General features: G+C 70.7%; 8 protein-coding genes. 3 read left to right on the forward strand and 5 right to left on the reverse strand.

Features of this window, described 5'->3' with window-relative positions; all coding sequences use genetic code 11:
* Nucleotides 1-492 precede the first annotated feature (492 nt).
* Nucleotides 493-1338, forward strand: coding sequence for a DUF72 domain-containing protein (locus ACQPXB_RS45505; protein WP_366582468.1), 846 nt, complete (start codon nt 493-495; stop codon nt 1336-1338).
* 463 nt (nt 1339-1801) lie between these two features.
* Here the strand turns inward: ACQPXB_RS45505 and ACQPXB_RS45510 are convergent, their stop codons facing one another.
* On the reverse strand, nt 1802-4552 hold the full coding sequence (locus ACQPXB_RS45510) for a BTAD domain-containing putative transcriptional regulator (RefSeq protein WP_432848186.1): 2751 nt from the start codon (nt 4550-4552) through the stop codon (nt 1802-1804).
* A 57-nt stretch (nt 4553-4609) separates the two neighbouring features.
* On the opposite strand from ACQPXB_RS45510, the gene ACQPXB_RS45515 reads away from it, so the two are divergent.
* On the forward strand, nt 4610-5545 hold the full coding sequence (locus ACQPXB_RS45515) for an o-succinylbenzoate synthase (RefSeq protein ID WP_432848188.1): 936 nt from the start codon (nt 4610-4612) through the stop codon (nt 5543-5545).
* 3 nt (nt 5546-5548) lie between these two features.
* Here ACQPXB_RS45515 and ACQPXB_RS45520 read toward each other — a convergent pair whose 3' ends face one another.
* Nucleotides 5549-6304, reverse strand: a complete 756-nt coding sequence (locus ACQPXB_RS45520) for a DNA polymerase beta superfamily protein (RefSeq protein WP_432848190.1) — start codon at nt 6302-6304, stop codon at nt 5549-5551.
* A gap of 134 nt (nt 6305-6438) precedes the next feature.
* On the opposite strand from ACQPXB_RS45520, the gene ACQPXB_RS45525 reads away from it, so the two are divergent.
* Nucleotides 6439-6660, forward strand: coding sequence for a PspC domain-containing protein (locus tag ACQPXB_RS45525; RefSeq protein WP_366582464.1), 222 nt, complete (start codon nt 6439-6441; stop codon nt 6658-6660).
* Nucleotides 6661-7403: 743 nt separating this feature from the next.
* On the opposite strand, the gene groL is transcribed toward ACQPXB_RS45525, so the two are convergent.
* The 3 genes from groL to ACQPXB_RS45540 form a co-directional block, all read right to left on the reverse strand.
* Nucleotides 7404-9032, reverse strand: coding sequence for a chaperonin GroEL (groL, locus tag ACQPXB_RS45530; RefSeq protein ID WP_360593512.1), 1629 nt, complete (start codon nt 9030-9032; stop codon nt 7404-7406).
* Nucleotides 9033-9305: 273 nt separating this feature from the next.
* Entirely contained in the window at nt 9306-11105 is a 1800-nt protein-coding gene (locus tag ACQPXB_RS45535) for an alkyl/aryl-sulfatase (RefSeq protein WP_432848193.1), read from the reverse strand.
* A gap of 87 nt (nt 11106-11192) precedes the next feature.
* Nucleotides 11193-12992 (reverse strand): protein kinase domain-containing protein, encoded by a 1800-nt coding sequence (locus ACQPXB_RS45540; RefSeq protein WP_432848195.1) that lies wholly within the window; start codon nt 12990-12992, stop codon nt 11193-11195.
* Nucleotides 12993-13014 lie beyond the last annotated feature (22 nt).

Genomic DNA, 13014 nt, shown 5'->3' on the forward strand with positions numbered 1-13014 from the left:
GCGTTGGCTGGCCTCCCGGTCCCCGAGTCCGGCCGACGCGCCCACACCTCACGGGACGATCGGCGCGGAAAATCCGCCGCCCCATCGCGGCTGCGCCAGCCGACCTTTCACACCGCGAGCACGAGCTGCGCACCCAAACCCCGGCCGACGCCCGCCGGCTCCATCACCAGCCCACGTCGGCTCTGCCGACCCGAGCCAGCCGATACACCTATCCCAACCGACGACCAACCCCGGGCAATCCACCGCCCACCACGAGCCGCGCCGGTCGGCTCCCGGACCCCGAGTCCGGCCGGCGCACCCCCGTCGCCGTCGTTGGGCGGCGGGGCTAGGTCGTCTGCCGAATCGCCATCACGCTGAGTGAGACAGGACGTGAGACAGATGTCCTCCCGGTTGGGTCGGCTGTCCCGAAGTTCGGTGCGGGTGTCCGGGCGGCGGGTGCGCGGGCGGGTTTACCGGAATCTGCCGAGGGGAATCACGCCGCGGAGGAAGGGGGTGAGGGAGATCGCCGGGATTCGGATCGGGACGTCGGGGTGGCGGTATCCGCCGTGGCGTCGCGAGTTCTACCCCGAGGGGCTGGCGCAGCGCCGCGAGCTGGAGTACCTGTCGCGGCGGTTGAACTCCGTAGAGCTCAACGGGTCGTTCTACTCACTGCAGACCCCCGACCGCTACCGGGCCTGGGCCGACCAGACGCCGGCCGACTTCGTGTTCGCCGTGAAGGGCGGGCGCTTCATCACGCACCTCAAGCAGCTGCGTGACGTCGAGCCGGCCGTCGCCAACTTCTTCGCGTCCGGCGTGCTCGCGCTCGGCGAAAAACTGGGCCCGGTGCTGTGGCAGCTGCCCGCGCGGCTCGAGTTCGACCCCGACCGCGTCGAGACGTTCCTCGGCCTGCTGCCCCGCACCACCACCGAAGCCGCCGCCCTCGGCGCGAAGCACGACGACAAGCTGAAGACACCGCCCCACCTCGAAGCCGGCAAGAACCGCCCCCTCCGGCACGCGCTCGAAGTCCGCCACCCCAGCTTCGTCACCCCGGAAGCCCTCGACCTGCTGCGCAAGCACGACGTCGCCCTCGTCGTCGCCGACACCGCCGGCCGCTGGCCGTACCGCGAGGACCAGACCGCGGACTTCACCTACGTCCGCCTCCACGGCGACGTCGAGCTCTACACCAGCGGCTACACCGAATCCGCCCTGCGCACCTGGGCCACCAAGATCACCGCCTGGCACGCCGACGGCCAGCGCGACGTCCACGTCTACTTCGACAACGACGTCAAAGTCGAAGCACCCCGCAACGCCATCACCCTCTCGAACCTCCTGCACCCCAACCCGCCGCCGGCACAGTGAGCGCACAGTGAGCGCCATCCGGTTGGCTGAGGCGTACGGGTGCAGGTGGTCTGCCTGCTGTCTCTGGGGGTCGGCACGCAGACCACCCGCACCACGTGCCTCTGGCAACTTGCCACACCACACGGCAATCCCCGCGGTGGCCTGGCAACTCTCAGTCCGAATAGGCAACCCACAGCACGACCTGGCAATCCGCCACGCCGCCCGGCACCATGCCAGCCGTCTCGGCAACTTCCCCAGCGTGCCAAACGAGTGGCAGTCGCCAAGTCGACCGGCACCTTGCCAAACCCCGCCGCAACATTCCCCGCTGACCGGCACATCGCCACCGCGACCGGCCTACTGCCGAACCGAATGGCATGCCGGCCTCGAGCGGCGAAACGTCTCGGCCAACTTCACATGAACACCGCGCGGCGGCACGGGAACCGATGGCCCCACACCGAAGGGCAAGCCGACCGCGGCCGGCAACTCACCCCGAAACCAACGCCGCCAGCTTGGCGCGGACGTCGGCCGCATCCGGATGAGCGAGGTCGGTGAGCAGGCGGGCGGAGCGGAGCCAGCAGTCGCGAGCGGCGGCGGGGTGGCCGAGGCGCAGGTGGGCTGTGCCGAGCTGTGCGAGGACGTCGGCGGCTTCGTAGTGTTCGTCCATCGCGAAGAACATGTCCACGGCGTCCGACATGCACTCGATGCCCTCAGCCGCCCGGCCCAAGCCGAGGAGAGCTTTGGCGCGGGTGGTCAGGGAAAAGCGGCCGTCCAGCGAAGACGGCGCCAAGGCCAAAGCCTCGTCCGCCAGGGCCAAGGCACGCGGGAAATCCCCGACGCGGCAGCACAAATCCCCCAGCGCACGCAGCACGTTGGCCTCGAAGCCGGTCATCCGCAGGTCCCGCACGATCTCCAGGGCCCGTGTGCCGTGGGCGAGCGCGGCGGGGAAGTCGGACGACGAATCGGCCGCCATCGCCAGGTTGTACAGCGCCCGCGCCTCGCCCTCACGCGAGCCGAGTTCGCGTTGCAGCACCAGCGCTTGCTCGAGGTACCGCCGCGCCGATGCGTAATCGCGCACGACGCCTTCGATCACCCCGAGGCAGTTCAGGATCCCAGCCTCACCGCCCCGGTCACCGGACAACCTCGTGCCGCGCAGAGCCAGCTCGTTGAGCGCCCGCCAGTCGTCGACGCGGGCGCGGCCGGCGAAGTACGTGAACATCAGCCAAGTGAGCTTCCAGCAATGCGCGTACTCCCGCAGCCGGAACGCCAGGTGCACGGCGGCGACGAGATTCCCGTACTCCGCGGCGAACCACGTCAACCCCGCGTGGTAGTCGGCGAACTCGAGGCCACCGTCCACACGCAACTCCAGCGAGCCGTAGATCCGCTCGGGCCGCATCGCCCGCGAAGCGTTGAACGCCGAAGAAAGGTAGAAATCCAACAGCCGCGAGCGCGCCGCCGCCGTCTCCTCCGTACTGTCCACATGGTACGCGAGCTCTGCCGCATACGCCCGGATCAGATCGTGGAACTGGTACCGCCCGGGCTGCGGCTGAGTGAGCAAGTGCGCGGACACGAGAGCGTCCAAAGCCGGCCCTGGCGGCGACCCCAACAGCACCTCGGCGACAGCCGGCGTCACGTCCGGCCCCGAAGGCAGACCGAGCAACCGCAACAATCGCGCCGCATCCGGCGGCAACGCCCGATACGAGTACGAAAACACCGACCGGATGTTCGTCTCCTCGCCATCACCGAGATCGAACAACCCGAGCCGGTCCGGCTCCGCATCCAGCGCATCCACAAAGGACCCCAGTGGGTGGTCCGGGAACTGCGCCGCCCGAACGGCCAGGATCCGGATCGCCAGCGGAAGGCCGCCGCAGTACTCCACAAAGCGTGCCGTGGCACCAGGATCCGCGTTGACGCGATCGACCCCGATCGCCGACGCCAGCAGCTCGACGGCGCCCGCCTCGTCCAGTTCATCCAGCGCGATCCGGCGCGCGCCGTGCGTCGCGACGAGGCCGCGCAGCTGCCAGCGGCTCGTGACCACGACCAGGCAGCCGGGTCCCGGCAGGAGCGGCCGTACCTGCTCGGTGCTGTTGGCGTTGTCCAGCACCACGAGCAGCCGCCGTCCGGCCGTGTGCGTGCGCCAGGTCGCGGCACGACCGTCCGCATCGGCCGGGATCTGGTCACAAGGGACACCCAGCGACGACAGCAGCGTCTCCAGCGCCGCCAACGGTTCCACCGGCTCGCCCGGACCGTACCCACGCAGGTTCAGGAACACCTGTCCGCCCAGGAACCGGTCCGCGATCTCGTGTGCGAAGTGGACGGACAACGTCGTTTTCCCCATGCCACCCATGCCTTCCACGGAGGCGATGGGGGTCGACGTGCTGTCCTCGGCCGGAAGCAACGCGTGCAAAGCTTTCAAGTCCGCTTCACGCCCGGCGAACGTGCCGAGGTCGGCCGGCAGCTGGTGCGGCACCTGTGGCTCGACCGCCGGCTGATAAGGCGCCCCACCCAGCACGAGCCGGTGCACGCGCTGCAGGCCGGCGCCGGGATCGAGACCCAGCTCCTCGGCGAGCACCGCGCTGATCCGCCGGTACACCTCCAGCGCCTCGGCCTGCCGCCCGGAATGGAACAACGCGAGCACGAGCTGCTCGTGCAGCCGTTCCCGCAACGGGTGTTCCCGGGTCAGCCGCGTCAGCTCGGGCACGACGGTGCCGAACTCGCCGACGGCGATCAGCGCGTCTGCCCACAGCTCGCGTACGCGGGTGCGTTCCTCGGCGAGCTGGCCGGCCTCGTCGCGGTGCAGGGCGTCGGACTCCACGTTCTGCAGCGCCGGCCCACGCCACTCCGCAAGTGCGTCCGCGAACAACCCCGCGGCCCGACGATGTTCGCCTTGTTCGAAAGCTGTCCTCCCCCGTGCCGCGAGTGTGCGAAAACGACCAAGATCCGTGAGCAACGGATCAAGCTCCAGCAGATAACCACCACGTTCTGTGCGAATCGCAACACCCGGCAGCGCACGCCGAAGCCGCAGCACGTACGTCTGGAGCGCGCCCTTGGAGCGGCGCTGGTCGTCGTCCCACAGCCAGCCGCCGAGCTCGTCCACGGACACCACGCGGTTCGCGCGCAGGAGCAGCCCGGCGAGCACGATCAGCGGGCGGCTCCCGCCGAGCGGCACGGCGCGGCCCCCGGCCACGACCTCGGCCGGGCCGAGCACCCGGAAGTCGAGGCCGTCCACCCGTCTCATTCTGGCCGGTCGCCGCCCGATCGGCACGTGCCTTCGCCAGTGGCATGATCTGCGGTGATGAAGGTCTACGCGCTGCCCCTGCACAACCGGTTCCGGGACATCACCGTCCGTGAAGGCGTCCTGCTCGAAGGGCCCGCCGGGTGGGGCGAATTCTGCCCGTTCGCGGACTATTCGGACGCCGAGAGCGTGCCGTGGCTGGCGAGCGCCCTGGAGGCGAGCGAGCAGGGCTGGCCCGCGGCGGTGCGCGAACGTGTCGAGGTCAACACGACCGTCCCCGTCGTGCCGCCGGACCGCGCCCACGCGCTGGTCCGCGAGTCCGGCTGCCGCACGGCGAAGGTGAAGGTCGCCGACAAGCGCTCCACGCTCGCCGACGACTGCGCCCGCCTCGAAGCCGTGCGCGACGCCCTCGGCCCGGCCGGCGCCGTCCGCGTCGACGCCAACATGGCCTGGGACGTCGACACCGCCGTCACCGCGCTCGCCGCACTCGACAAGGCGGCCGGCGGCTTGGAGTACGCCGAACAGCCGTGCCGGACCATCGACGAGCTGGCCGCCGTCCGGCGCCGCGTGTCGGTGCGCATCGCCGCCGACGAGTCGATCCGCCGCGCCGAGGACCCGCTGAAGGTCGCCGTCGCCGGGGCCGCCGACATCGCCGTGCTGAAGGTCGCCCCCCTCGGCGGCGTGCGGCGCGCGCTGGAGGTGGCCGAGGCGTGCGGGCTGCCGTGCGTCGTGTCGTCCGCCGTGGAGACCAGCGTGGGCCTCGCCGCCGGCCTGGCCCTCGCCGGCGCCCTTCCGCAGCTCGACTTCGCCTGCGGCCTGGGCACGATGTCCCTGCTGACCGGCGACGTCAGCACCACCTCACTGTCCCCTGTAGACGGTTACCTTCCGGTCCTGCCGCAGGCGCCCGCGCCTGATCGGTTCGGCGAGTTCGCCGCCGCGCCCGACGTCACAAAGTCCTGGCTGGCACGGCTGGAGCGGGTGCGCACGCTGCGCTGAACCTCAGCGCCACCACGAAAGGTGGGCGCGGACCAGCCAGGCATCCGCCCACGCCTGGTCCGGCTCCTCGGGCAGCGGAGACCCACCGGCCACCAACGACTCCAGCTCACGCTCCAGCTCCTCGGCCGCCGCCAACGCCTCGGCCTGCGAGTGACGGCCGCGGCGGAGGTCGCGGAGCCAGGTGAGCCACGGGTCGGCGATGGGGAGCGTCAGCCGGCCCGTGCGGAGCAGCTCGACGCCCTGGACGCCGAGGCGGACCATGTGCATCGCGTACTTGGTGTCGAAGCCGTACTTCTCGATGAGCTCCGGGCGGTTGCCGGCTTCGAGCAGGCGGCGGCGCTGGTCGCCGAGGTAGCCGGCGAAGCGCACGCCCGCGCGGCGGGACACGATGCGGTGGGCGTTGGCGCGCAGCTCGCGGCCCAGGTCGGTGAGGTGCACGATCTCCGCGTCCGGGGCGAAGAGCGGCAGCACCATCGTCGGATTGCCGGCGAGCGCGAGGCGCATCCACTTGCGCACCGAGTAGACGATCAGGTCGAGGTCGCCCGGGCCCGAGCGCGCGCCTTCGCGCTGGGTGCGGAAGGTGTACTGCTCGAAGCGGCGCATGCCGACGACGTACTCGGCCGGCTCGAGGCACAGGCCCATCTCGTCGCGGTCCTCCTGGCCGTCGACGGCCGTGCCGTGCAGCCCGGAACCCACCTGGCAGCGCAGGATCGTGCCGCGCTCGGCGAGGGTGGCGAATTCGGGGCTGTCGTTGTTCATGCCGGAAGTTGTACCGGCGGCGTCCGACGATGACATCCGAATTTCCCTGACCTCGCCTCAGGGTCGGAGTCCAGGGTCGGTCTCCGGGCCGTTCCCCGATGTGCCGAGGAGCCGCGCGGCAGAGTATTCATGGCATGACGAACAGCGTGTACACCCCGGAAACCAAGAAGCTCTACCGCAGCCGCACCGACCGCATGCTGACCGGCGTGTGCGGCGGCTGGGCCGACTACCTCGGCGTCGACCCGACGATGGTCCGCATCGCGGTCGTGGCCGCGACGGTGCTGTCGGCCGGGATCATGTTGCCGGTTTACGTGGCCGCCGCCGTGCTGACACCCGAAGCCACCCAAGCCGCCTGACCCACCGCGGCCGGGGAGGGCCGCGGCACTGGGAGAAGGGGTGGCACAACCAAGGGGGACCGAACGGCCCGGGCGTGGGGAGCGCCTGGGCCGTTCGCTGTGTCCACATCGGACTACCCGGACATCCGGCGGCCACGGACCGACGGCCCAACAGCAGACAGCACGATCCGACCCGCTTCGCCGCCTGCACGCCGCTGCCACCGGCGCCTGTCGATCCCGCGCCGCACGCAACACAATCACGCCGGCCGGCGCGCACATCGGCACCGCCGACAACCGAGCGACGCCGGCCAAACCACACCCGCCGACACACCGCACGAGCACGCCAGCCGACTTACGACACCGCGCCGCCGAATCGGCCACAGGCACAAACCGACCCACGCTCACACAAGCACGCCGGCCGAGCTACCACACCGCGTTCACACCAACACCGGTCAAAACGGCATCCACTACCCGACCGCCGGCGCGAACTGCAGCCGCCGTACGGGAGCACGCCGCCGACTTGTCACACCGTGTCGCCGCACCGACCGACACCGGTCGAAACCGCGTGCGAAACGGACCACTGGCACGGACTGAGGCCGACGCCCCACGAGCGCGCCAGCCGACGACACCGCGCCTCTGTAGCGACACCGCACCCGAGACCCGAACCGACCCGACGGCAAGAAACCGTGGCCCACAAAGGGAAAAGCCCGGCCCACCGAAGTGGACCGGGCTTTTCCGGATCTAGCGTCAAAGAGCAGCCGAACTCAGAAGTCCATGCCGCCCATGCCGCCGGACGGGTCGGCCGGAGCGGCGGCAGCCTTCTCCGGCTTGTCCGCGACGACGGCCTCGGTGGTCAGGAACAGCGCCGCGATGGAGGCGGCGTTCTGGAGCGCGGAGCGGGTGACCTTCGTGGGGTCCGGCACGCCGGCGGCGAGCAGGTCCTCGTAGACACCGGTGGCGGCGTTGAGGCCGTGGCCCTGCGGGAGGGACTTGACCTTCTCCGCCACGACGCCGCCCTCGAGGCCGGCGTTGATGGCGATCTGCTTGAGCGGCGCCTCGACGGCGACCTTGACGATGTTGGCACCAGTGGCCTCGTCGCCCTCGAGCTTCAGGCCCGCGAAGGCAGCCTCGGCGGCCTGGATCAGAGCCACGCCACCACCGGCGACGATGCCCTCTTCCACGGCGGCCTTGGCGTTGCGCACCGCGTCCTCGATGCGGTGCTTGCGCTCCTTGAGCTCGACCTCCGTCGCGGCACCGGCCTTGATGACGGCGACGCCGCCGGCCAGCTTCGCGAGGCGCTCCTGCAGCTTCTCACGGTCGTAGTCGGAGTCCGAGTTCTCGATCTCCGCGCGGATCTGGTTGACGCGACCCTGGATCTGGTCGGCGTCGCCCGCACCCTCGACGATCGTGGTCTCGTCGCGCGTGATCACGGCCTTGCGGGCGCGGCCCAGCAGCGACAGGTCCGCGTTCTCCAGCTTGAGGCCGACGTCCTCCGAGATCACCTGGCCACCGGACAGGATCGCGATGTCCTGCAGGATGGCCTTGCGGCGGTCACCGAAGCCCGGGGCCTTGACGGCGACGGACTTGAAGGTGCCGCGGATCTTGTTGACGACCAGGGTGGCCAGGGCTTCGCCCTCGACGTCCTCGGCGATGATCAGCAGCGGCTTGCCGGACTGGATGACCTTCTCCAGCAGCGGCAGAACGTCCTTGACGTTCGAGATCTTGGAACCGAACAGAAGGATGTAGGGGTCCTCCAGCTCGGCTTCCTGGCGCTCCGGGTCGGTCACGAAGTAGCCCGACACGTAGCCCTTGTCGAAGCGCATGCCCTCGGTGAGCTCGAGCTCGAGACCGAAGGTGTTGCTCTCCTCGACGGTGACGACGCCTTCCTTGCCGACCTTGTCCAGCGCCTCGGCGATCAGCTCGCCGATGGTGCGGTCAGCGGCCGAGATCGAGGCGGTAGCAGCGATCTGCTCCTTGGTCTCGATCTGGACGGCCATCTTGTGCAGCTGCTCGGTGATGGCCTCGACGGCCGCCTCGATGCCGCGCTTCAGGCTGATCGGGTCGGCACCCGCGGCGACGTTGCGCAGGCCCTCGCGCACGAGCGCCTGGGCGAGCACGGTGGCGGTGGTGGTGCCGTCACCCGCGACGTCGTCGGTCTTCTTGGCAACTTCCTTGACGAGCTCGGCCCCGATCTTCTCCCACGGGTCCTCGAGCTCGATCTCCTTGGCGATGGAGACACCGTCGTTGGTGATCGTCGGCGCGCCCCACTTCTTTTCGAGCACGACGTTGCGGCCACGCGGGCCGAGCGTCACCTTGACGGCTTCGGCGAGGGTGTTCAGGCCGCGCTCGAGACCGCGGCGGGCGTCCTCGTCGAACGCGATCAGTTTGGCCATTGCGGTGTGGTCCTCCGGTATTGGGCGCCACCGCCGCGCTGTCTCGTCGAACAACTGTTCGTCGTACGACTGTCAGCGGCGGCAGCAGGACACGTCCTCGGCCAGGCTCGGTGCCCGCGACGGACGACTGACCTTGGCCAGCCTCACCGTCCCGACCTTCAAGCGCGCAGTCGGTGACCGCGCGCCTGGCACTCAACGGCGTCGAGTGCCAATGCCGTGTTTAGCACTCCCACGGTGAGAGTGCAAGAACCGCAGGTCAGTGATCCACGCATGTCACGGTGTGACGATGGCGAAGGCCGGGTCGTCCGGGTCCACGAGCGCGAGCAGACGTCCGAGAACGGCGAGGTCTCCCGTGTGGTCGAGGTCGTCCTGGCTGCCGCCGGACAGGAGGCCGAGCAGCTGTTCCTTGGTCAACGTGAGGGTCAGGTCGACGTCGGCGGCGGACTTCGGGTTCGCGGTCTGGATCAGCGCGCCGTTGGACAGGGTGGTGCGGATCGTGGTGGCGAGGTCGGTGAAGCGCCACTCGATGGTGAGCGGGTCGGCGGCCGCGCGCGGACCGTCCACACGGATCGCGAGGGAGTCGAAGAGCTGCTCGACCGTGAGGGCCGACGTCATGCCGCCGCCGATGTCGAGGGGCGGCGGGGTGATGCCCCTGCGGAGCTCGAGCGCGCCGACGAGGTAGAAGTTGCGCCAGGTCGGGTTCTCGGCGCCGTAGCCGAGGCGCTGGTAGACGTCGGCCAGCGCGTTCTTGGCGACGGCACTGTCCGGGTCGGCGAACACGGCGTGCTTGAGCAGCTCGGCGGCGAAGCGGAGGTCACCGGCGTCCGCGTACTCCTGCGCCTTGTCGAGGACGGCGGGCACCCCGCCGAGGACGTCCACGTAGCGCGTGGCCAGCGCCTGCGGCGGGTGCTGCCACAGCGAGCTGGGGTGGCCGTCGAACCAGCCGAGGTAACGCTGGTAGATCGCCTTGACGTTGTGGCTGACCGAGCCGTAGTAACCCCGCGCGTGCCACGCGTTCTCCAGCTCCGGCGGCAGTGTGAAGTCCTCGGCGATCTCGATGCCGGTGGCGCCCTGGTTCAGCCGGCGCAGGGTCTGGTCGTGCAGGTACGCGTAGAGATCTCGTTGCTGCGAAAGGAACTTCGCCACGCGGGCGGTGCCCCAGGTGGGCCAGTGGTGCGAGGCGAACGCCACGTCGGTGCCGGCGCCGAAGAGCTCGATCGCCTCGTCGAGGTAGTGCGCCCAGGCGCGCGGGTCGCGGACGAGCGCGCCGCGCAGGGTGAGGAGGTTGTGCAGGTTGTGCGTGGCGTTCTCGGCCAGGCACAGGGCGCGGCGGTCCGGGAAGTGGAAGTTCATCTCGGCCGGCGCTTCGGTGCCCGGCGTGAGCTGGAAGACGACGCGGACGCCGTCGAGCACCTCTTCCTGCCCGGTCGCGGTGATGTCGACGGTGGGCGCGAGCAGCCCGAGCCGGCCCGTCGACGTCGCGATGCCGAGCCCACCGCTGACCTGGCCGGTGGTGCTCACGTCGAGGGTGATGCCGTACATGTAGGTGGCCCGGCGGCTCATCGCTGTGCCCGCGTACACGTTCTCCGCCACGGCGTTCTCGAGGAAGCCCGCCGGGGCGAGGATCGGGACGTCGCCCGCGCCGTCGGGCAGCACGCCGAGCACGCCGCCGAAGTGGTCGGCGTGCGAGTGGGTGTAGACGACGGCGGTGACCGGCCGGGCACCGCGATGGGCTCGGTAGAGGGCGATCGCGGCCGCCGCGCACTCCTCGGAGATCAGCGGGTCGATCACGATCACGCCGCGACCGCCCTCGACGAGCGTCATGTTGGAGATGTCGAAGCCGCGCACCTGGTAGATGCCGGTGGTCACCTCGTACAGCCCGTTGGTGCGGCACAGCTGCGCCTGCCGCCACAGGCTGGGGTTCACCGTGTCCGGGCAGTCGCCGTCGAGGTAGGCGTACGGGCGCAGGTCGAACACCGCGCGGCCGTCGGCGCCGGTGATGGTGACGGGGTCGAGCGTCGCGACGAACCCGCGGGCGGCGTCCTCAAAGTCCTGCCGGTCACCGAAATCCATGACGAGCCCCCTCGACGTCCGGCGTGTTCCGGGAGTCGAACACGGCCGGGATCCGAGGTGGTCACCTGCCGGAGGTGAGATCGCGGGTCAGTGGCTCGGCTGGATGGGGATCGACGCGGGCGGCGGCTTGAGCGACGGCGAGCCGGACTGCGAACCACTGGGGCCGCCCGGGCCGACGGGGATGTTCGGCGCGGTCGTCGTGGGAGTGGTCGTGCCGCCGCTGCTGTCGCCGCCGAAGAGGAAGATCGCGCCGACGATCAAGCCGGCCAGCACGACGATCCCCAGACCGATCCACAGCCACTTCCGGCCACCGCCACCGCGCGACTGCTGGAACGCACCGGCGCCACCGGCCGGTGACGGCGGACGCAGCCGCATCGGGTCGCCGGGCGGGCCGTAACCCGGGTGCATGCCGGGATAACCCTGTTGCTGGTTGGGGTAGGTGCCGTAACCGGGTTGCTGGCCCGGTTGTCCCGGGTGCCCGTGCTGGCCCGGATATCCCTGCGGTGCTTGAGGTCCTTGCGGCGGCATACCGGGGTAGCCGTAGCCGGGGGGCGGGCCTTGCGGGGGGACGCCGTGGGGCTGGCCGGGATTCTGGCCGGGAATCTGTGGTGCGCCGGACCAGCCGCCGGGGCCGGCCCACGGGTTTCCGTCACCGGGCGTGGGCTGGCCGGGTGCGCCTTGTCCGGGAGCGCCGGGTCCACCTGGGACACCAGGTCCCGACCACTGGGCGGCGTGCGCCGGGTCGTTTCCCTGACTGCCAGGGCTCGCCGCGCCGCCGGGACCTTGCAGCCCGCCCTGGCCGCCTTGCCCCGACCACTGGGCGCTGTGCGCCGGATCGTTCCCGCCCGGACCACCGGGACCTTGCTGCCCACCCTGGCCGTATCCCGGCTGCTGTCCGAAGGGCTGCACGCCGGCGCCCTCCCCCTGAGCACCGTGCGCACCCTGGCCGCCCGCCGCGCCCGGAGCAGCGAGACCGCCCAGCCCGGCCGGACTGTTCGGCAGCCCACCCGGACCCGGCGGCCCGGGCGGTGTGTCCGACGTCGCGAGCGGTCCCAGCGCCACGCGGGCGGCGGCGATCATCGCCACGCAGTTCGGGTACCGGTCGGCGGGGTTCTTCGCCATGCCCTTGCGGATCACGTCGTCGACGGCCGCCGGCAGCGCGACCACGCGCGACACCGAGGGCGGCTCGCCGTTGAGGTGGCCCTTGATCACCGTCGGCACGTCGCCCTTGAACGGCGGGGTGCCGGTGAGGCACGCGTAGAGCACGCACGTGAGGGCGTACTGGTCGGTGCGCCCGTCGAGGGGCTCGCCGCGCAGGTGCTCGGGCGCGGCGTACGTCGGGGAGCCCAGGAAGTCGCCGCCGCGGGTGCGGTGGCCGGTGGCGCCGCGGCGGGTGAGGCCGAAATCGGCGACGTAAACGTGCTCGCGGGAAGTTTCCTTGCTGGTGACCAGCACGTTGGCGGGTTTCACGTCGAGGTGGACGAGGCCGCGGTTGTGCAGGGTGTCCAGCGCGTCGGCGACCTGGTCGAGCAGCGCCAGGGCGCGCGCGGGCGCGATCGGGCCCGAGGAGATCAGGCCGGCGAGGTCGCCGCCGTCGACCATGCGCATGGCGATGTAGAGCATGCCTTCGAGCTCGCCGAAGTCGTACAACGGGACGATGTTGGCGTGGTCGATCGCGGACGTGTTGCGGGCTTCGTCCACGAACCGTTCGCGGAACTCGGCGTCGGTGCCCAGGTGGTCGCCGATGACCTTCAGCGCCACCTTCCGGCCGAGCCGCACGTCGGTGGCCTGGTAGGTCACGCTCATGCCGCCCTTGCCGAGCACCGAGTCGATGCGGTAGTTGCCCAGCCGGCGACCGGTGAGGTCCCCCGACACATCGCCTGTCACGCTGCGCAGCTTAACGCCCTGC

The sequence above is a fragment of the Amycolatopsis sp. CA-161197 genome (genome assembly GCF_050942255.1).
Classification (GTDB): domain Bacteria; phylum Actinomycetota; class Actinomycetes; order Mycobacteriales; family Pseudonocardiaceae; genus Amycolatopsis.

Bases quoted from the DNA above. Each gene is read 5' to 3' on its own strand.
- ACQPXB_RS45535 (WP_432848193.1), bottom strand. From the start codon at position 11,105: ATGGATTTCGGTGACCGGCAGGACTTTGAGGACGCCGCCCGCGGGTTC.
- ACQPXB_RS45515 (WP_432848188.1), top strand. From the start codon at position 4,610: ATGAAGGTCTACGCGCTGCCCCTGCACAACCGGTTCCGGGACATCACC.
- ACQPXB_RS45520 (WP_432848190.1), bottom strand. From the start codon at position 6,304: ATGAACAACGACAGCCCCGAATTCGCCACCCTCGCCGAGCGCGGCACG.
- groL (WP_360593512.1), bottom strand. From the start codon at position 9,032: ATGGCCAAACTGATCGCGTTCGACGAGGACGCCCGCCGCGGTCTCGAG.
- ACQPXB_RS45525 (WP_366582464.1), top strand. From the start codon at position 6,439: ATGACGAACAGCGTGTACACCCCGGAAACCAAGAAGCTCTACCGCAGC.
- ACQPXB_RS45510 (WP_432848186.1), bottom strand. From the start codon at position 4,552: ATGAGACGGGTGGACGGCCTCGACTTCCGGGTGCTCGGCCCGGCCGAG.